Below are 19,021 nucleotides of genomic sequence, written 5' to 3'. Positions count from 1 at the left end.
TCTGCTTATTTTTCCAAAAGGATTTACAAATCACATTTATATCTTATAATATACTTGTAACAACAGAAATCGCATATCACACTTGATGAGAGTGTTGATATATGGCACTTTGTAAGGGTTGGTGGAGATATCCCCTTGTCTTAGAGATCAGCCTGGCAGAAGTGCTGAAATCAGTAATCGTTCATGTTGGACATGTTGGTTAAAATCGTAAGATATTGTAGGTAGCATGCAGGTAAAAAATTATAATGGAAGAACGGTGCTGATAAAAGTACAGCTGGTAAGAAAACCGGCTGTATTTTTTTGTCTGTTTGCGATATAATGGAAGAAAATGTAGAGGAGTGAATTTGTATGATAAGTTTTAGAAATGATTACAGTGAAGGTGCGTGTCCGGAAATTATCGAGGCACTTGTAGAATCCAATATGACACAACATGTAGGATATGGTGAAGATGAATGCTGTTTTGCAGCGAAGAAAGCAATCAAAGAAGTATTAGAGTATGAAGATTGTGATATCCATTTCTTAGTAGGGGGAACACAGGCAAATCTTACAGTGATCTCATCAATCCTGCGCCCTTATGAGGCAGTAATTGCAGTGGACAGTGGACATATCAATGTGCATGAAACAGGTTCTATTGAAGCGACTGGTCATAAAGTTGTGATTGCAGATGGAAATGATGGAAAGTTAAGTGTTGAAGGTATACGTAAAGCAGTAAAAAAACATGAAGATGAACATATGGTAAAACCAGCCATGATTTATATTTCCAATGCGACAGAAATTGGAACGATTTATCATAAAGAAGAATTACAGGCATTACGTGATGTTTGTGATGAACTTGGATTATATCTGTTTATGGATGGCGCAAGACTTGGTGCCGCATTAACAGCAGAGGATAACGATGTAGAATTTGATGATTTATGCAAATATTGCGATGTTTTCTATATTGGTGGGACAAAGAATGGTGCCCTGTTTGGAGAAGCTGTTGTTATTGTGAATGATGATTTAAAAAAGAATTTCCGCTATATGATCAAACAGCGTGGTGGAATGCTGGCAAAAGGGTGGCTGTTGGGAACACAGTTTCAGGTTCTGTTTGAACAGGGATTATATTTGCCAAGTGCTAAGCATGCCAATGAATTAGCACAAAAAATGCAGTCAGAAATGAAAAAGCTTGGTGTATCTTTCTTTATTGAAACAACAACAAACCAGATTTTTCCGATTTTAGATAATCAGTTGATTGAAAAATTACAAAAAGATTATGCATTTCAGGTATGGGAAGAAATGGATGAACATACGACTGCCATGCGTTTTGTGACATCGTGGGCAACAAAACAAGAAGATGTGGATGCCTTTTTAGCTGATTTTACAAAACTGGTCAAAGGCTAATCTATGCAGAAAAAATATTTTTTCTTTGATATTGACGGCACACTTACTAGCGTAAAAAACGGATTGGTGCCAAATAGTACAAAAAAAGCGGTTCAATTAGCGAAGCAACAAGGACATTTTGTTGCTATTGCGACAGGACGCCCTTATTATTTCACGAAAGCAGTCGCTGAAGAAGTAGGTATTGAACATTTGGTCTGTAATGGTGGAAATGATTTATATGTAAATCATGAGTGTATCCGGCATACATCATTAGATCGTGCATTTAGTTTGGCAGTCATTGATGAATGTCTGAAAAAAGATATCAGTTTTTGTGTTTCCGTGGAGGATTCCTTAAAACGCATTACCCACAATGATCGCTTCACAAAGGATCTGTATGGAGATCCATGTATTGGTGATTTAGAAATCATTGAGAATATCGATTATCATCAGTTTCCTCAATTTGAACGTATCATCATCGCAATGCCTGCAGGCAGGGAAAAGACACTGGATGTTTTTCAAAAATATCCTTTGCCCATGCGTTATCATCCCAATTCCTGTATCATAGAGCCTGATCATAAAGATGAAGGTATTCGAGATATGATAAAACAGCTAAAAGGAAAGCATGAAGATGTGGTTGTATTTGGAGATGGCAGAAATGATATAAAGATGTTTCAGGTGGCAGCTTTTTCGATTGCAATGGGAAATGCCATTGATGAAGTAAAGAATGTTGCAGATTATGTCACAAAAGACAGTGATCAGGATGGCATTTATGAAGCAATGAAACATTTTGGATGGATATAGGAATGTCATAATGAATTCTTTTTGATGATATCCAAAGATTTATTCATATTTATATGAGGAAGTAAAACAATATCTATGAAAAAAGACGGTGTATCAAACATCGTCTTTATTCTTCGAATAAGAAAGGAAGCGCAATTGGTAATTCTTTTTCCCAGCTTGCCTCATTATGTTTCCCTTTGATGTGCTGATAAGGGAAAACATCAGCGCCTTTTTGTAGTAATTGCTGTGTGATATAAAGATTTCGATCAGTACCATAAGCAAGTGCTGTCTTTGAACGAAATTCATCTGTTCCCCAAGATAGGAAAATGCGACTTTCCTTTAAGCTACAGGCATGCAATTCCTTTTTTAAATCTTCCATGACAGGATATAAAAAACTTGAAAAACAACCTGCCATAGAGAATGTATCGTTATGATGAAGAATAGTATAAAGTGCCATTAAACCACCCATACTGCTGCCGGCGATACCGGTATAAGAACGGCTTTTCTTTGTACGATACGTACTGTCAATCCATGGCTTTAATTCATGTACGACCCATTCCATCAATTGATCACCACGACCATGAATATGTCCAATATACGCATCTTCAAAATCATAAGGAGAAAATTCTTCCAATCGCATATTGCCTTCATGATTGCATTCAATTCCAACAACGATGATATCCATATTCTGAGAATCCAGATAATCAGCTAAACCCCAGCTTTTACCATAGGTGGCATCTTCATCAAAAAACAGATTATGTCCATCATACATATACAAAACAGGATATTTCTTCCTGCCCTTTGGATATCCCTTCGGCGTATAGATATGCAGCATACGCATTGTATCGAAACAGGAAATAGAAACCTCTTTTTTTTCAACCATTTTATTCACCTCAAATAACATTGTTGTAATTATACCACAAGATAAAAGATCAGTAACATAAAATTTTCTTATACTTTGATAAAGCATCATCATTGTTTCAAAGTTTGGGGTATGCTATAGTGTATGTGTGAGGTGATAAGGATATGAAAAAGATTACCATGATGTATTTAAAAGGCTGTCCATATTGTAAACAGGCAATGAACTGGATGGAGGAATTGAAACAGGAGCAGCCGGTTTATCAGAATATAAATATTACATATATTGAAGAAAGTGAACAGCCACAACTGGCTGATACATTGGATTACTGGTATGTGCCAACGTATTTTGTGGATGGTATCAAAAAACATGAAGGCGCAGCCACAAAAGATAAAATTAAAGCTGTATTTGATGCTGCTTTATAATAAAACAAGAGATTTCAAAAAATGATTATCTGTAAATCATTTTTGAAATCTCTTTTTACGATCTGTGAAAGCAGAAATCTATTCGATATCTGCTTTTGTTTCTTCTGCATAATGCAGGAATAATAATACATCTTTTTCGCTAGGGAAACGAGCAACGATGACTTCATCGCCCATTGCAGAAGCCAACGCTTCAGGTAATCTTTGTATCATTAAAATATTTGCGTTATAGGCAGCTTTGATATCTTCAATGCTGTGTGCATATGCTATTTGATCTCTTCGCCCGATAAAGCAGCTGGAATATTTACGCTCAAAGTGATAGTGGATTGCATCATGTACGATCATATCTGCCCATAGCTGGTAAACATTTACATCATTAGCATAATTGATCATGTCAGGTAAAAATCCTCCTGGTGGTCGCATATTAACCTCCAAGCCAATGATATCGCCTTGTTTTCCTACGTTTGGCTGATCTTCTAATAAACGGAAGAACTCAAAGTGGAAGAAACGATTTCTTGTATCAAATGCCTTTACTGCACGTGTACCAGCATCCAGAATATCATCAGGAATCGTCTTATAAGAATAGCATCCAATGCTTTTATGTTCATTGACTGCATCCATGATACTTTCGGTATATTGATGTGATGTCATAAACAGGATATCTTTTTGACTGTTGGCGATGCCATCAAATGAGAAACAGATACCTTTGATATATTCTTCCATCAGATATGGTTCATTCATCGGATGAGCAAAGAATGCCTTGATTTCATCTTCATTCTTTAACTTATACGTGTGATTGGCACCAACACCGACATTGGGTTTGATAATGATTGGATAACCTACCATATTCGCAAATGCGATGGCATGGGCTTCATCACTTGCCATTTCATAACGGGCAGTCTTGATTCCAGCTTTCGCATAATATTCTTTCATTTTGATTTTGCTTTGGTATTCATCAATATGATCGATCGTAATTCCATGCTGTATATTAAAATCTTTACGTAATCGTGCATCCAGGGAAAGCCAGTATTCATTGTTAGATTCAATCCAGTCGATTCTTCCATGTTTATGAATGAAACAGGCAACACCGCGCATGACTTCATCATAATTTTCCAGTGAGGAAACTTGATAATAGTCATTGATCGAGTTTTTCAGATTGGTTGTCAGATTGGCATAAGCGGTATCGCCAATGGCAAGTACATTTACGCCGTTGTTTTTTAATCCCTGACAAAACAGCCAGTAGCTTTCAGGAAAATTAGGGGATATAAAAATAAAATTCATAGAAAGCACCTCCTTACTAAGATTGTAAGCGAACCAAAATTGAATGTCAAAGTCTTTCTGCTGAAACAATGAAACAAATTGTTTTGAAATAATTTACAGAAATTATGAAAATAATGTAATTTTGTGTTGACAAGTCATTTTCAAAGGAGTATGATGTAACCATAAATCGTGGAAAGAGAGAGTATTCCTAAATGGAAAGCAAAGCGAGTCGGGGATTGGTGAAAGCCTGAAGGGAAGCTTAGGAAGAAACGCACTCTGGAGAGCCTGTGGGAAACAAGTATCACAGGACGCATGTTTCAGCGTTATGAAAAAGAGGTCATGAAAACATGGCAACTAGAGTGGTACCGCGTAAGGTGAAGCAACTATACGTCTCTGGATATATTTATCCAGGGGCGTTTTTTATATCACCACTCATGAAACTGAAAGATGTTTGATAAACAAAAAAAGAGAAAGAAAGAGGTTGAAGAACATGAAAAAAGAAGACATTAAGAAAGTAATACTTGCATATTCTGGAGGACTTGATACATCAATTATCATTCCTTGGCTGAAAGAAAACTACAACAACTGTGAAGTTGTAGCAGTATCTGCCGATGTTGGACAGGAATCAGAATTAGATGGTCTGGAAGAAAAAGCGATTGCAACAGGTGCCAGCAAGCTGTATATTCTAGATTTAAAAGATGAATTCGTTGAAGATTATATCTATCCATGTATGAAAGCCAATGCAGTTTATGAAGGTGTTTATCTGTTAGGTACAGCATTCGCAAGACCTTTGATTGGTCAAAAACTTGTGGAAATCGCATTAAAAGAAGGTGCAGATGCCATCTGTCATGGATGTACAGGGAAAGGAAATGACCAGGTACGTTTTGAATTAGCAATCAAAGCATTTGCTCCTGATATGCCAATCATCGCACCATGGCGTGAATGGGATATCAAATCAAGAGATGAAGAAATCGATTATGCAGAAAGTCACAACATTCCATTAAAAATCAACAGAGAAACTAACTACTCTAAAGATAAGAACTTATGGCACTTAAGCCACGAAGGATTGGATTTAGAAGATCCTATGAATGAACCAATGTATGATAAGATTTTAGAAATGGGTGTTACACCTGAAAAAGCACCAGATACACCAACTTATATTACATTAACATTTGAAAAAGGTATTCCTGTGGCATTAAATGGTGAAAAACTTGGCGGACAGGCCATGGTGAAAAAATTAAATGAAATCGGTGGTGCTAATGGTATCGGTATTATCGATATGGTAGAAAACAGACTTGTTGGTATGAAATCACGTGGTGTATATGAAACTCCAGGTGGAACAATTCTTTATAAGGCACATGAGCTGTTAGAAACCATCTGTCTGGATAAAGCAACACAGCACTACAAACAAGGCGTTGCTCAGAAATTTGGTGAACTGTTGTATGATGGACAATGGTTTACACCATTAAGAGAAGCATTAAGTGCATTTGTGGATAAAACAAGTGAAACTGTAACTGGAGAAGTAAAATTAAAACTTTATAAAGGAAATATCATTCCTGCAGGTATGAATAGTCCTTATACTTTATACTCTGAACAAATCGCAAGTTTTGGAGAAGATGACTCTTATGATCAAAATGATTCTGCAGGCTTCATTAATCTATATGGTCTACCTATCAAGGTAAAAGCCCAGATGGATGCGAAAACTAAAAAATAGGAGCTTTTAATGACAATCACAAAGATGTGTATGGATGACTATGAAGGTGTATATCAGTTATGGATATCTACTCCGGGGATGGGATTAAATGATGTAGATGATTCTTATGAAGGAATAAAAACTTTCTTATTAAGAAATCCCAATACTTGTTTCATCGCAAAAGATAACGAAAAAATCGTTGGTGTGATCATGAGTGGACATGATGGTAGAAGAGGTTTTATCTATCATACTGCAGTTGCTACATCATATCGTCATCAAGGAATCGCTTCTTCATTAACAAAACATGCTTGTGATGCTTTGAGAAATGAAGGAATAAATAAAGTAGCATTGGTCGTTTTTAAAACGAACGAAACCGGAAATGGTTTCTGGCAGCAACAGGGATTTTATATCCGGGAAGATTTAAATTATCGAAATAAAGCTTTGGTGGATCTGGTCAGATTAGATACCTGATCCACTAATCAAAATAAAGGAGGAGCACAGCATGAGTTTATGGGACGCAAGATTTAAGAAGGCCGCAGATCAAAGATTGAATGATTTTAATTCCAGTATTTCCGTTGATCATCGTATGTATGCACAGGATATCAAAGGTAGTATTGCCCATGCACATATGTTGGGAAAACAGGGAATTATTTCTATGGAGGATGCACAGGCAATTGAAGAAGGTCTGTTAAGCATCAAAAAGGATATTGAAGATGGAACGTTATTGATTGATCCTATGGCAGAAGATATTCATATGTTTATGGAAAGTGAATTAACAAAGCGTATTCATGATGCTGGAAAACGTCTTCATACAGCACGTTCACGTAATGATCAGGTAGCACTTGATACACGTTTATATACAAGTGATGCTATTGATGAAGTGATTGAAAATATTAAAGATCTGATTCAGGTGATTGTTGATAAAGCAAGTGAACATACAGAAACGATCATGCCAGGATACACCCATCTACAAAGAGCGCAGCCAATTACATTTGCGCACCATATCATGGCTTATGCGGAAATGTTTCTACGTGATATTGAGCGATTAAAAGAAGCAAAGAAACGAGTGGAAGTACTACCACTTGGCAGTGGCGCACTTGCGACAACAACCTATCCCATTAATCGTGATATGGTATGTGAAGAACTTGGCTTTCAATCTGTATCCATGAATTCACTGGATGGTGTCAGTGATCGTGATTTCTGTATTGAAACGGCAAGTGATTTGTCTATGGTCATGATGCATTTATCAAGATTCAGTGAAGAAATCATTTTATGGTGTTCTTGGGAATATAAATTTATGGAATTGGATGATGCATTTGCGACTGGCAGTTCTATTATGCCACAGAAGAAAAATCCAGATGTAGCGGAATTGATTCGTGGTAAAACTGGACGTGTATATGGGAATCTAACAACTTTATTAACGATGATGAAGGGGATTCCTTTGGCATACAATAAAGATATGCAGGAAGATAAAGAAGCTTTGTTTGATGCAATCGATACTGTGAATTTGTGTTTAACAACCTTTACACCAATGCTGGAAACATCACGTATCTTAAAAGATAATATGCGTAATGCAGCTAGTAAAGGATTTATCAATGCGACAGATTGTGCGGATTATCTAACGAAGAAAGGTATGCCGTTTCGTGATGCCTATCGCTGTATCGGTGCGCTAGTCAGCTATTGTCAAGATCATAATCAAACATTGGAAACATTAAGTTTAGAAGAATACAAACAGGTAAATGAGCTGTTTGAAGAAGATATATTTGAAGCAATCAGCCTGGATACATGTGTCAATATGCGTGTGGTCAAGGGAGGACCGGCACCGCAAACTGTGAAGGCACACATCGAACAGGTAAAAACAAAGTTGGGAGAAATGTAAGATGAAGAAGATACAGGCAGGAGTAATTGGAGCAAGTGGCTATGCTGGAGCAGAATTGGTTCGTTTATTATGGAATCATCCTATGGTGGAAGTAAGTGGCATCAGTTCTAAATCATATACCGGACAAAAGATTAGTGATTTATATCCTGGCTTTTATCAAATATGTGATATGGTATTTCAGGATGAAGACAGTGTCATTGCGGCAAGTGATGTCGTATTTGCCTCACTTCCTCATGGTTTAAGTGAAAAACTAGCACGTAAATGTTTTGATGCCGATAAAATATTTATCGATTTAGGGGCGGACTTTCGTTTGGATAAAGAAGAAGATTATGCGATGTGGTATGGATTGGATTATCATGATCCTGCGTTGCATAAGGAAAGTGTTTATGGATTGCCTGAATTATTCCGAGATGATATCAAAGGGAAAAAAATCATTGGGAATCCAGGCTGTTATCCAACAAGTGTGGCACTTGGCTTAGCGCCAATCATGAAAGCAAAACTTGCGGATTGCAAGCATATCATCATTGATTCAAAAAGCGGTACAACAGGTTCAGGAAAAAGTTTAAGTGAAGCGACGCATTTTCCACGTTGTAATGAATCTTTTGCGCCTTATAAAATCGCATCTCATCGTCATACACCAGAGATTGAACAAACATTATCTAGATTGTGCGATGAGGATGTATTGATCAATTTTACTCCACATTTACTTCCAATCAATCGTGGAATCATTTCTACGATGTATGTGGATTTAAAAGAAACGATGAAGGTGGAAGAGCTTCATGTCTTATATGAACAATTTTACGCAAATGAACAGTTTGTCCGTGTCCTTCCTTTAGGAAAAACGGCAGACTTAAAGTATATCAAATATTCAAATTATTGCGATGTATCCATCCATTTGGATGAAAGAAGCAATCGGGCAATTATTGTATCTGCCATAGATAATATGGTAAAAGGTGCGGCAGGACAGGCAATTCAGAATATGAATATCCTGTTTGATTTAGATGAAGGTATGGGGTTAAAGATGGTAGCGCCATCCTTCTAGGAAAGGAATGGGAAATTATGAGTCAATATAGGAAGAACGGTATCTGTTTTCCAAAAGGGTTTAAAGCCAATGGAATTCATTGTGGTATCCGTAAAAATAAAACAAAGAAAGATTTAAGTGTTATCTATAGTGAAGTCGTGGCAAATGCTGCCGCTACGTATACACAAAACAAGGTCAAAGGGGCACCCATCTTTGTGACCAAAGAACATTTAAAAGATGGACTTGCACAGGCGATGATCTGTAACAGTGGAAATGCCAATACTTGTAATGCCAATGGGGTAGAAATCGCCAACGGCATGAGTGAACTTTGTGCGAAAGCACTTGGTATTAAAGCAGAGGATATTATTGTCGCAAGTACGGGTGTCATTGGAGAACCGATGAGCATGGATCCATTTGTTCAGCATATGGATGAATTATGCGCAGGTATCTCTGATCAAAAGGGAAGTGATGCTTGTGAAGGCATTATGACAACGGATACTTTCAAGAAAGAATTCTGTACAGAATTTATGATTGATGGTGTCACATGCCGTATTGGTGGTATGGCGAAAGGCAGTGGCATGATCCATCCCAATATGGCAACGATGTTAGCCTTTTTAACAAGTGATGTGGCAATCACATCTGAATTGTTAGATGAAGTGGTTCATGAAGTTGTCAATGATACCTTTAATATGGTAAGTGTGGATGGAGATACTTCCACCAATGATATGTTGTGTATCATGGCCAATGGTATGGCGAAAAATAAAGTAATTGATGAAAAAAATGAAGCATATGAAGCTTTCAAAGCTGCTTTAATGGATATCTGTGTAGATATTTCAAGAAACATTGCAAAAGATGGAGAAGGTGCAAGCAAGCTGTTGACATGTATTGTACAACAGGCACCAGATATTACTTGTGCAAAAAAAGTTGCGAAAAGTGTTATCACCAGTTCATTATTCAAAGCAGCAATGTTTGGGAAAGATGCCAACTGGGGAAGAATTTTATGTGCAATCGGCTATACGGATGCAATCTTTGATGTAGATAAAATCGATGTAACATTGTCCAGTGAAGCTGGAGAACTTCCGGTTTGTGTAAATGGCAGTGGCTGTGGTTTTGATGAAGACCATGCCGCTAATGTGTTAGAAGAAGATGAAATCGATATACTCATCGATATGCATCAGGGTGAAGGATATGCAACAGCATGGGGTTGTGATTTAACGTATGATTATGTAAAAATCAATGGAGATTATCGTACGTAAAAGAAAGAGGGAAAACGATATGAAAATTGATGCAATACAGAAAGCGGAGATCTTAAGCAAGGCACTTCCATTCATACAAAAATACAGTGGAAAGATTGTTGTGGTAAAGTATGGCGGCAATGCTATGAAAAATGAAGAACTGAAACAAAATGTGATTACAGACATCGTATTACTTTCAGAAATCGGTATCCATGTTGTATTGGTACATGGTGGAGGTCCTGAAATCAATAAGATGCTTGGCAAGATTGGAAAAGAATCAAAATTTGTGAACGGACTTCGTTATACAGATGATGAAACCATGGATATTGTTCAGATGGTACTGGCAGGGAAAACCAATAAAGACTTAGTATCTTTGATCAATCAAAAAGGTGCGAAAGCAGTCGGCATCTGTGGTATGGACGCAAATGTGATCACAGCGAAAAAACTTCCTGGAGATGATTTAGGCTATGTTGGTGCGATTACTGGCGTCAATCCACAATTAATATTAGATGTAATTGAAAAAGGTTATATCCCGGTTGTCGCAAGTGTAGGATGTGATACAAATGGGCATTCTTATAATATCAATGCGGATACTGCAGCTGCCAGTGTGGCAGGTTGTTTGGGCGCAGAAAATATGATTTTAGTCAGCGATATTCCAGGAGTACTACGTGATCCAAAAGATGAAACATCTTTGATTCAAAAGATTTATGTAGAAGACATCCATTATTTAAAGGATGCCGGTATCATCAGTGGCGGTATGATTCCAAAAGTGGAATGTTGTGAAACAGCAATCACCCATTCCGTAAAGAAAGCCGTTATCATTGATGGACGTGTTCCACACTCCTTATTGATTGAAATATTATCTGAAGAAGGTATTGGAACGATGTTTGAAAAGAAAGAGGGATAGACATGAGTCAGATAAAAGCGAATGATAATGCATATATTGCACACACCTATGGTAGATTTGATATTGTACTGACACATGGCTCTGGTGCATTGTTGTATGATGAAAATGAAAAAGAATATATTGATATGACAGCCGGTATTGGTGTAAATTGCCTGGGATTTGGCAATGAGGAATGGGTAAAGGCAGTATGTGAACAGGCTACTAGCCTGCAACATGTATCTAACTTATATTACTCAAAACCTGATACACAGGTCGCAGAAAAATTGTGTAATATGACACATTTTTCTAAAATGTTTTTTGCGAACAGTGGGGCAGAGGCAAATGAAGGTGCAATTAAGGTTGCCAGAAAGTATGCCAGTGATAAATATGGACAAAAAAACTATGAAATATTGACACTTGTAAATTCTTTCCATGGACGTACGATCACGACCCTCTCAGCTACAGGTCAGGATCATTTCCATCAGCATTTTGATCCCTTTACACCAGGCTTTGTTCATGCAAATGCCAATGATATTGAAGATGTCAAATCAAAAATCAATAAAAACACCTGTGCCATCATGATGGAGCTGATACAGGGAGAAGGCGGCGTTTTGCCATTAGATTATGACTTCGTAAAGGAAGTCGCAGAAATCTGTCAACAAAATGATATTTTACTCATCATTGATGAGGTACAGACTGGAATAGGAAGATGTGGCAGTTTATATGCATATGAACAATTTGATATCCAGCCGGATATCGTCACAACAGCCAAAGGCTTAGGCAATGGATTGCCAATTGGCGGTGTATTGTTGAATGATAAAGTAAAAGATGTTTTTGGTCCTGGGGATCATGGCACAACGTTTGGTGGAAATCCTGTCGCATGTGCTGGGGCTAACGTTGTTTTATCCCATATGAATCAGGAATTATTTGATGAAGTAAAACGCAAAGGGGAATATATCAAGAAACGTGCTTTACAAATGCCACATGTCATTGGTGTAAATGGTTTGGGATTGATGCGTGGTATCGTATTAGATGGTATAAGTGCCATAGATGTTGTACGTGCATGTATTGATTCAGGCTTATTGCTTTTGACCGCAAAGGATAAAGTAAGAATGCTGCCACCACTCATTATTACAGATGAACAATTAGAAAAAGCTTGTGATATACTGGAAGAAGTATTAAAGGCATGGTAATATAAAAGAAAGAAACCAAAGGAGGAGCGTAAATGAAACATTTACTGACGCTGGCAGATTTAACAAAAGAAGAATTATATGACTTGCTGGATCTGGCAGATCAATTAAAAAAAGAAGTAAAAGAAGGCGTATTTACCCCATATCTGAAAAATAAGGTACTGGGCATGATTTTTACGAAATCATCCACAAGAACACGTGTTTCATTTGAAGTTGGTATGAAACAATTAGGTGGTCAGGGAATCTATTTAAATGCCAATGATATGCAGTTAGGCAGAGGAGAACCAATCAAAGATACCGCCCGTGTATTAAGCCGTTATCTGGATGGTATTATGATTCGTACCTATAAACAAAGTGATTTGGAAGAATTGGCTGAATATGGAAGTATTCCTATTATCAATGGATTAACTGATTATGTGCATCCATGTCAGGTGCTTGCGGATCTACAGACAATTCGTGAACATAAAGGAAAACTGGAAGGTTTAAAGATGTGCTTTATCGGCGCAGGCAATAATATGGCGAATTCATTGATCAATGGTGGTATTTTAGCAGGTATGGAAGTCGCATGTGCATGCCCATTAGAATATTTACCAGATGAAAAAATTGTAGAGCGTGCCAAAGCAACCGGACGTTTTATCTTGACACAGGATGTGTTAGAAGCTGCGAAGGATGCAGATGTGCTTGTGACAGATGTATGGGCCAGTATGGGTGAAGAAGGCGAAGCAGAAACAAGAAAGAAAATCTTTGGCGGCAAATATCAAATCAATGATGCCGTTATGGAAGTCGCAAAACCTGATGCGATGGTACAGCACTGTTTACCAGCCCATCGTGAAGAAGAAATCACAGAGAAAGTATTTGAAGCACACGCAGATGAAATCTTTGATGAAGCAGAAAATCGTCTGCATGCTCAAAAAGCAGTATTGGTTCGTTTATTAGGTGAGTAATAACTCACCTTTTCACATATGTAAGGAAAGCAGGTGACGTATGAAAAAAGCATTTCTTTGTGTATTATTGATTTTATTATGTGGATGCTCTACTTCTACATCAAATAGTAAACAGCCAGAAGATCACAATGCCGCATATTGTGATGATTCCAAGGGTTGTGGCTTTGGGGAAAAGGCAGATATGAGTGGATATGAAAACTTTGATACCAAAAACAGTATGTTTGAAGAAAGTGACATGGCACACTTATTAACAGCAATTAAAGAAAAGAAAAGCGGTATCTTTTATTTGGGATATCCAAAATGTCCATGGTGTATAGAGGCAATTCCTGTATTAAATGATATAGCTAAAAAGCATAATCAATCGATTGCTTATGTAAGAACTAGAGATGATGATTCTGAATTGATTTATACGCCTGATCAGAAAAAAGAACTAATTTCTTATGCCAGCACTTATATGAATCAGGATGATGAGGGAGAATATCAAATTTATGTACCATTTGTGTTAGTCATAAAAGATGGCAAAGTGGTCGCAGGACATGTTGGTACAGTCGATGGACATGATGCTCATGAACGTAAGATGAATGAGCAGGAGAAAAAAGATTTACAGAGCATTTATGAAGATATGTTTCAAAAGCTAAAATAAAAACTCAGTCACAGCTGAGTTTTCATTTTATTCACAAAATGTAATTTCTCCATCATGTAATGATGAAATTCTTGCCTGTGCATATACCTGATAGCCCTGTGCTTCCACTTTTGCACGACCATCCTGAAATGCTTTTTCAATGACGATGCCAATGCCTTCCACAGTAGCATTTGCCTGTTTGATCAAATCAATCGCACCAAGACATGCTTCTCCATTGGCCATAAAATCATCAATCAGTAAGACATGATCATTTTCATTCAGATATTTTTTTGAACAGCTGATCTGATAATCAATATCCTTTGTGAATGAATGGATCTTTGTCTGATATAATGCATCTTTTAAAATCTTGCTGGTACTTTTCTTAAAATATACAACTGGTACGTTTAATAAATAACCTAAGAAAACAGAAGGGGCAATCCCGCTTGTTTCAATGGTAACGATCTTATTGATGTTTTTATCTTTGAAATGCTCTTTTAAATCCTTTGCCAGCTCCATCATAAACATTGGATCAATCTGATGATTCAAAAAAGCATCTACCTTTAAGATATCCTCACCAAGGGCTTCGCCATGTTCCAGTATATATCTTTCTAACTCTTTCATTTTTTGTTCACCTCATGCTAGTTTTTATTGACTTGTTTATTTTACCATAATTTTAAAACGGCACAAGAGGGAAGTAAGATATTTCAAAAGAATTTGGAAAAAAGGCCCAAAAGTGTTACAAAACAGCATGGAAAAGGGCTGGATTACTTGCAAAATAAGAAAATGTTTTGTATCATTAAACCCATGTGAGGTGTATTTTTATATGAAAAAGATGTATGCCAATTTGATGCTGGTATCGGTAACCATCATATGGGGTGGCGGGTTTATCGCAACAGCAGAGGCATTAGATAGTGTTTCTCCATTTTATGTGATGATGATTCGTTTTATGGGTGCCAGTATCCTACCCATTATGATCAGTTTTCCTAAATTAAAACGATTAAACAGAAAAGATATAAAGCATGGAATCATAGCTGGTGTATTTTTATTTTTCGCATTTGCTTTTCAGACCTTTGGTTTACAATATTCTACGCCAAGCAAGAATGCATTTCTTACAGCCACCAACGTGGTGTTTGTACCTTATTTATTATGGCTCTTATGGAAACGTAAACCTAATCGCAAGGAAATCATTGCTTCTATCGTGTGCTTGTTTGGTATAGCACTTTTAACGTTAAAAAAAGAGGCAATGATGTTGACTTATGGGGATTTGTTATCCTTGATCTGTGCGTTGTTTTTTGCTTTGCATATCATTGCATTGGAACGATACAGTGCCCATATAGATGCCATTGCCATGACAGCAATGCAGATGTTAACAGCAGGAATCCTATCTACGATTTGTGCCCTGTGCTTTGAGGCACCACCAGCAAGCTGGAATGCCAGTGCAATCGGCAATATCGCATATTTGATTTTTGTATCAACGTTGCTGGCATATTTGATTCAGACCTATGCCCAAAAATTTACGACAGCAAATACGGCAAGTCTGATTTTATCCATGGAAGCCTTGTTTGCGTCAATCTTTTCTTTCCTTATTTTACATGAAGTCATGTCTGTGCAAATGATCATTGGCGCCGTTTTCATATTCGCCAGTATCCTTTATATAGAATATCAGCCAAAGAAAACTATAAAAAAGCAGCAAATTTAGAAATGTTGCTTTTTTTGTATAATTTTCTATGCTATAATTGACTTGCTAAAAAATACACAAGTTAGGGTTGTGTAAGAAAAGAGGAGGAAATTATGTCATTATTTGATCACGAAGCCAGACAGTTTAAATTCGATGTACTAAAAGAAGTTAGTAAGCGCGCATTTGAAGGTAAACTGAATGAAGACGTATGCGATGAGGTAGCAAATCTGTTGATTCCGGGCAAACATGCAGATTTCCGCTGCTGTATCTATAAGGAAAAGGAAATTATCCGTGAACGTACACGTATGGCGATGGGCAAGCCACCGGTACCAGTAGAAAACAACAACGAACGTCAGATTGTTCGTGTGTTAGAAGCAGCTTGTGATGGATGTAGTATCCACAAGATTCAGGTAACAGACAACTGCCGTAAATGTATGGCAAAAGCATGTTTATCCGCATGTAAATTTGATGCGATCAAGATGGGAAATGACCGCGCATTTATCGATTATGACAAATGTAAAGAATGTGGCGCATGTAAGAATGCATGTCCATTTAATGCAATCGTTGAAACACAGCGTCCATGTATGAAGAGCTGTCCAGTAGATGCAATCAGTATGGATGAACACAATTATGCAGTCATCGATGAAGAAAAATGTATCAACTGTGGCGCATGTCAGGCAAAATGTCCATTTGGGGCAATTGAAGATATGAGCTGGATGGTACCAGTGATTGATGAATTGAATAAAGGTACAAAAATGTACGCCATCTTTGCGCCTGCTATTCAGGGACAGTTTGACAATGCGACACTTCCACAGATTATGGAAAGTATCCGTATGTTAGGCTTTGAAGAAGTATACGAAGCAGCAATCGGTGCCGATGCTGTTGCATGGTATGAAAAACAAGATGCTATCGCACATAAAAAAGAAGGAAAGAAGATCACAACGTCATGTTGTCCTGCTTTTGTCAATATGGCAAAACAGCACTTCCCAACAGTATATGAAGCAAACGTATCTCACATGGTAAGTCCAATGGTGGCAATTACAAGATATTTAAAACATAACCACCCAGAAGCAAAAGTTGTATTTATCGGACCATGTGTTGCGAAAAAACAGGAAACTTTAGATACAGAAGTAGATTATTGCTTAACATTTGAAGAATTAGGTGCAATGTTTGTATCTAAGAATATTTCCGCTGAAAATGTAACACCAAGAGAAAGCGATACAGCAAGTCTTTATGCACGTAACTTCTCTATTGGAGGCGGTGTATCCAAAGCAGTTGCACAGGCAGCTGGAGAATGTGGCGATGAAGAAACACTTGTTGCACAATATGCAGATGGAAGCTTAGAATGTAAGAAAGCACTGCTGATGATGAAGGTCAATCGCTTCAATGCAGATATCTTAGAAGGCATGGCATGTACTGGTGGATGTATTTGTGGTCCTGCAACTATTGAAAGTGCACCAAAAGCAAAAGCTCGTATGGCAAAAGAAAATGTAGCAATCAAAGATAAAACAATTGCTTCTACATTAGAAACATTTGATTTCTCAGATATTGATTTACACAGATAAAAATTAAGGGAGAACAAGTTTTCTCCCTTGTTTTATAGAGGATAGCAATATTGATTCATAAACTCTATATGGATTCAAATGAGAATGTAAAATCATCGTAATTTCGACATATTCTGCGATATTATGAGCATATACTCTATCTTAGGTGATGAAGATGGTAACATTTTATGCAGTACATTCAAAGTTTTTTCCAACCTTTTCGAAACATCCGGATATCATGAATAAAGTCAATACACTATCGTATACACAACGTTCCATGATGTTGGATCAAATAAAAAAAGATGAAATCAGAAACAGTGCTTTATCCTTTTTTGAAGAACCGGTCTATGAAGAAGGGGACGATTTATTATTACAAATGCATCCAAAATGTGCATGTCGTATCCATTTACAAAATGGAATTGTATACGCAGATACATTAAAGAACCCGTTTTTAGAACTATTGATGCGTATCTATCCCTGCCATATCATGGAAGTTAGCGAATAAAAGCAAAAAAGTGTTGTAAAGTGCGCATAAAAATAGTAAAATGTATACAGCGTTAGGAGGAATCAGAAGATGAATTTTTTAACTTCTATTATGTATGTGCTTCTTGGTTTAGTAGTAGGAGGTTTTTTAGGATTTTATTTCACAAGAAAGAAATTTGAGAAAGAATTGAAGGAAAACCCACCAATTAATGAGAAGATGATTCGCGCAATGTTCCTGCAGATGGGAAGAAAGCCTAGTGAAGCCCAGATTAAGCAGATTATGAAATCAGTTAACTCAAACCGTTAAAAAAAACACGAGTGTATCATTCGTGTTTTCTTTTACATTTTTGTAAGATAAAGGCTTGTTGTATAACACTTGTGTAAGATTACTTATTTTGAAAAAAATTATGTTATAATGGTCACAGGAATGGTGATAAGATGAAAATTATAAAAAGAATCCTGCTGCTGTTTCTGGTAGCACTGTTAACATTAGGTATCCTGTTTGTGGGTGTAGGATATGTCAATTATAAGAAAGCTGTATCGGATGTATCCATTGAAGAAAAGGTGAAAGAAATACGAGAAAAGCCTGACTATGTGAAAACAAAAGATATCAGTCCAACACTGATTCAGGCAACAATCTCCATTGAAGATCATCGCTTTTATCAGCATAAAGGTGTTGATTATCGTTCTTTGGCTCGTGCACTTGTGAACAACATCTTTGCCAGCGGTATTGTTGGTGGAGGCTCTACGATTACACAGCAGCTCGCAAAAAATCTATATTTCGATTATCAGCCATCATATCTTCGTAAAATGAGTGAAATCTTTTTAGCGTATGATCTGGAAGCTGAGCTGTCAAAAGAGGAAATTTTAGAACTTTATGTAAATGTTATCAATTATGGGGATAATCACATGGGTATCTATCAGGCAAGCATGGGGTATTTTGGGAAAACACCAGATCAGTTGACATTGGATGAAGCAAGTCTTTTGGCTGGATTGCCACAATCACCAAGCAACTATCAGCTGAGCAATCATGAGGATGCCGCAAGAAAAAGACAGAAAATGGTATTATCTGCCATGGTACGTGAAAAACATATCTCACAACAGGATATGGATACAATCATCAGTAAATACTAAGTTTTTGTTGACAGAAACATATGCTTCTTTTA

The 19,021-nt window shown here is 37.1% G+C and carries 20 protein-coding genes and 1 other annotated feature; of the genes, 17 read left to right on the top strand and 3 right to left on the bottom strand.

Annotated elements, in window-relative coordinates; translation table 11 throughout:
- Window positions 1-348: 348 nt before the first annotated feature.
- Both DW114_RS10625 and DW114_RS10620 read left to right on the top strand, forming a co-directional pair.
- Window positions 349-1,380, top strand: coding sequence for a threonine aldolase family protein (locus tag DW114_RS10625; protein WP_117453730.1), 1,032 nt, complete (start codon window positions 349-351; stop codon window positions 1,378-1,380).
- 3 nt (window positions 1,381-1,383) lie between these two features.
- A complete protein-coding gene (locus tag DW114_RS10620) occupies window positions 1,384-2,160 on the top strand; it encodes an HAD family hydrolase (protein WP_117453729.1) in 777 nt (258 codons plus the stop codon).
- A 106-nt stretch (window positions 2,161-2,266) separates the two neighbouring features.
- On the opposite strand, the gene DW114_RS10615 is transcribed toward DW114_RS10620, so the two are convergent.
- Window positions 2,267-3,022, bottom strand: a complete 756-nt coding sequence (locus tag DW114_RS10615; protein WP_117453728.1) for an alpha/beta hydrolase — start codon at window positions 3,020-3,022, stop codon at window positions 2,267-2,269.
- Window positions 3,023-3,165: 143 nt separating this feature from the next.
- On the opposite strand from DW114_RS10615, the gene DW114_RS10610 reads away from it, so the two are divergent.
- Window positions 3,166-3,423 carry a glutaredoxin family protein gene (locus DW114_RS10610; protein WP_117453727.1) on the top strand — a complete coding sequence of 86 codons (258 nt, stop codon included), beginning with the start codon at window positions 3,166-3,168 and terminating at the stop codon, window positions 3,421-3,423.
- A 78-nt stretch (window positions 3,424-3,501) separates the two neighbouring features.
- Here DW114_RS10610 and DW114_RS10605 read toward each other — a convergent pair whose 3' ends face one another.
- Window positions 3,502-4,701 carry an ATP-grasp domain-containing protein gene (locus DW114_RS10605; RefSeq protein ID WP_117453726.1) on the bottom strand — a complete coding sequence of 400 codons (1,200 nt, stop codon included), beginning with the start codon at window positions 4,699-4,701 and terminating at the stop codon, window positions 3,502-3,504.
- A 160-nt stretch (window positions 4,702-4,861) separates the two neighbouring features.
- Window positions 4,862-5,078 (top strand) — a binding site (T-box leader).
- A gap of 92 nt (window positions 5,079-5,170) precedes the next feature.
- On the opposite strand from DW114_RS10605, the gene DW114_RS10600 reads away from it, so the two are divergent.
- Genes DW114_RS10600 through DW114_RS10560 form a run of 9 tightly spaced genes read left to right on the top strand, consistent with a single transcriptional unit; the run spans window position 5,171 to window position 14,171 of the window.
- The gene (locus tag DW114_RS10600; RefSeq protein ID WP_117453725.1) at window positions 5,171-6,394 is read left to right on the top strand and encodes an argininosuccinate synthase; all 1,224 of its coding nucleotides are present in this window, start codon (window positions 5,171-5,173) and stop codon (window positions 6,392-6,394) included.
- Between the two features lie 9 nt (window positions 6,395-6,403).
- Window positions 6,404-6,844: a GNAT family N-acetyltransferase gene (locus DW114_RS10595; RefSeq protein WP_117453724.1), complete on the top strand. Its 441-nt coding sequence runs from the start codon at window positions 6,404-6,406 to the stop codon at window positions 6,842-6,844.
- Between the two features lie 31 nt (window positions 6,845-6,875).
- Window positions 6,876-8,252 carry an argininosuccinate lyase gene (argH, locus tag DW114_RS10590; RefSeq protein WP_117453723.1) on the top strand — a complete coding sequence of 459 codons (1,377 nt, stop codon included), beginning with the start codon at window positions 6,876-6,878 and terminating at the stop codon, window positions 8,250-8,252.
- A 1-nt stretch (window position 8,253) separates the two neighbouring features.
- Window positions 8,254-9,294 carry an N-acetyl-gamma-glutamyl-phosphate reductase gene (gene argC / locus DW114_RS10585; RefSeq protein WP_117453722.1) on the top strand — a complete coding sequence of 347 codons (1,041 nt, stop codon included), beginning with the start codon at window positions 8,254-8,256 and terminating at the stop codon, window positions 9,292-9,294.
- A gap of 17 nt (window positions 9,295-9,311) precedes the next feature.
- Window positions 9,312-10,529: a bifunctional glutamate N-acetyltransferase/amino-acid acetyltransferase ArgJ gene (gene argJ, locus DW114_RS10580; RefSeq protein WP_117453721.1), complete on the top strand. Its 1,218-nt coding sequence runs from the start codon at window positions 9,312-9,314 to the stop codon at window positions 10,527-10,529.
- Between the two features lie 19 nt (window positions 10,530-10,548).
- A complete protein-coding gene (gene argB / locus DW114_RS10575; protein WP_117453720.1) occupies window positions 10,549-11,415 on the top strand; it encodes an acetylglutamate kinase in 867 nt (288 codons plus the stop codon).
- A gap of 2 nt (window positions 11,416-11,417) precedes the next feature.
- Window positions 11,418-12,587, top strand: a complete 1,170-nt coding sequence (locus DW114_RS10570) for an aspartate aminotransferase family protein (protein WP_117453719.1) — start codon at window positions 11,418-11,420, stop codon at window positions 12,585-12,587.
- A 32-nt stretch (window positions 12,588-12,619) separates the two neighbouring features.
- On the top strand, window positions 12,620-13,528 hold the full coding sequence (argF, locus tag DW114_RS10565) for an ornithine carbamoyltransferase (RefSeq protein ID WP_117453718.1): 909 nt from the start codon (window positions 12,620-12,622) through the stop codon (window positions 13,526-13,528).
- 40 nt (window positions 13,529-13,568) lie between these two features.
- Window positions 13,569-14,171, top strand: coding sequence for a TlpA family protein disulfide reductase (locus tag DW114_RS10560; protein WP_117453717.1), 603 nt, complete (start codon window positions 13,569-13,571; stop codon window positions 14,169-14,171).
- Window positions 14,172-14,198: 27 nt separating this feature from the next.
- Here DW114_RS10560 and DW114_RS10555 read toward each other — a convergent pair whose 3' ends face one another.
- Entirely contained in the window at window positions 14,199-14,771 is a 573-nt protein-coding gene (locus tag DW114_RS10555; RefSeq protein ID WP_117453716.1) for a xanthine phosphoribosyltransferase, read from the bottom strand.
- A 202-nt stretch (window positions 14,772-14,973) separates the two neighbouring features.
- Here DW114_RS10555 and DW114_RS10550 point away from each other — a divergent pair, with 202 nt between their 5' ends.
- From DW114_RS10550 to DW114_RS10530, 5 genes are all read left to right on the top strand, one after another.
- Entirely contained in the window at window positions 14,974-15,849 is an 876-nt protein-coding gene (locus tag DW114_RS10550) for a DMT family transporter (RefSeq protein ID WP_117453715.1), read from the top strand.
- Between the two features lie 92 nt (window positions 15,850-15,941).
- A complete protein-coding gene (locus DW114_RS10545; protein ID WP_117453714.1) occupies window positions 15,942-17,393 on the top strand; it encodes a 4Fe-4S dicluster domain-containing protein in 1,452 nt (483 codons plus the stop codon).
- Window positions 17,394-17,547: 154 nt separating this feature from the next.
- Window positions 17,548-17,877, top strand: coding sequence for a hypothetical protein (locus DW114_RS10540; RefSeq protein ID WP_117453713.1), 330 nt, complete (start codon window positions 17,548-17,550; stop codon window positions 17,875-17,877).
- Window positions 17,878-17,946: 69 nt separating this feature from the next.
- Window positions 17,947-18,162 (top strand): YneF family protein, encoded by a 216-nt coding sequence (locus DW114_RS10535; RefSeq protein WP_117453712.1) that lies wholly within the window; start codon window positions 17,947-17,949, stop codon window positions 18,160-18,162.
- A 131-nt stretch (window positions 18,163-18,293) separates the two neighbouring features.
- Window positions 18,294-18,989, top strand: a complete 696-nt coding sequence (locus tag DW114_RS10530) for a transglycosylase domain-containing protein (protein ID WP_117453711.1) — start codon at window positions 18,294-18,296, stop codon at window positions 18,987-18,989.
- Window positions 18,990-19,021 lie beyond the last annotated feature (32 nt).

Source organism: Absiella sp. AM09-50 (genome assembly GCF_003433845.1).
Lineage (GTDB): Bacteria > Bacillota_I > Bacilli_A > Erysipelotrichales > Erysipelotrichaceae > Hoskinsella > Hoskinsella hominis.
The sequence above is the reverse complement of the archived record's forward strand: the minus strand, read 5'-3'. Positions and strand labels throughout refer to the sequence as shown.

What these genes read in the sequence shown, in the direction of transcription:
- argC (WP_117453722.1), top strand. Translation starts at nt 8,254, where the DNA reads ATGAAGAAGATACAGGCAGGAGTAATTGGAGCAAGTGGCTATGCTGGA.
- DW114_RS10545 (WP_117453714.1), top strand. Translation starts at nt 15,942, where the DNA reads ATGTCATTATTTGATCACGAAGCCAGACAGTTTAAATTCGATGTACTA.
- argB (WP_117453720.1), top strand. Translation starts at nt 10,549, where the DNA reads ATGAAAATTGATGCAATACAGAAAGCGGAGATCTTAAGCAAGGCACTT.
- DW114_RS10600 (WP_117453725.1), top strand. Translation starts at nt 5,171, where the DNA reads ATGAAAAAAGAAGACATTAAGAAAGTAATACTTGCATATTCTGGAGGA.
- DW114_RS10535 (WP_117453712.1), top strand. Translation starts at nt 17,947, where the DNA reads ATGAATTTTTTAACTTCTATTATGTATGTGCTTCTTGGTTTAGTAGTA.
- argF (WP_117453718.1), top strand. Translation starts at nt 12,620, where the DNA reads ATGAAACATTTACTGACGCTGGCAGATTTAACAAAAGAAGAATTATAT.
- DW114_RS10625 (WP_117453730.1), top strand. Translation starts at nt 349, where the DNA reads ATGATAAGTTTTAGAAATGATTACAGTGAAGGTGCGTGTCCGGAAATT.
- argJ (WP_117453721.1), top strand. Translation starts at nt 9,312, where the DNA reads ATGAGTCAATATAGGAAGAACGGTATCTGTTTTCCAAAAGGGTTTAAA.
- DW114_RS10550 (WP_117453715.1), top strand. Translation starts at nt 14,974, where the DNA reads ATGAAAAAGATGTATGCCAATTTGATGCTGGTATCGGTAACCATCATA.
- DW114_RS10620 (WP_117453729.1), top strand. Translation starts at nt 1,384, where the DNA reads ATGCAGAAAAAATATTTTTTCTTTGATATTGACGGCACACTTACTAGC.
- DW114_RS10615 (WP_117453728.1), bottom strand. Translation starts at nt 3,022, where the DNA reads ATGGTTGAAAAAAAAGAGGTTTCTATTTCCTGTTTCGATACAATGCGT.
- DW114_RS10605 (WP_117453726.1), bottom strand. Translation starts at nt 4,701, where the DNA reads ATGAATTTTATTTTTATATCCCCTAATTTTCCTGAAAGCTACTGGCTG.
- DW114_RS10570 (WP_117453719.1), top strand. Translation starts at nt 11,418, where the DNA reads ATGAGTCAGATAAAAGCGAATGATAATGCATATATTGCACACACCTAT.
- DW114_RS10560 (WP_117453717.1), top strand. Translation starts at nt 13,569, where the DNA reads ATGAAAAAAGCATTTCTTTGTGTATTATTGATTTTATTATGTGGATGC.
- DW114_RS10555 (WP_117453716.1), bottom strand. Translation starts at nt 14,771, where the DNA reads ATGAAAGAGTTAGAAAGATATATACTGGAACATGGCGAAGCCCTTGGT.
- DW114_RS10530 (WP_117453711.1), top strand. Translation starts at nt 18,294, where the DNA reads ATGAAAATTATAAAAAGAATCCTGCTGCTGTTTCTGGTAGCACTGTTA.
- argH (WP_117453723.1), top strand. Translation starts at nt 6,876, where the DNA reads ATGAGTTTATGGGACGCAAGATTTAAGAAGGCCGCAGATCAAAGATTG.
- DW114_RS10610 (WP_117453727.1), top strand. Translation starts at nt 3,166, where the DNA reads ATGAAAAAGATTACCATGATGTATTTAAAAGGCTGTCCATATTGTAAA.
- DW114_RS10540 (WP_117453713.1), top strand. Translation starts at nt 17,548, where the DNA reads ATGGTAACATTTTATGCAGTACATTCAAAGTTTTTTCCAACCTTTTCG.
- DW114_RS10595 (WP_117453724.1), top strand. Translation starts at nt 6,404, where the DNA reads ATGACAATCACAAAGATGTGTATGGATGACTATGAAGGTGTATATCAG.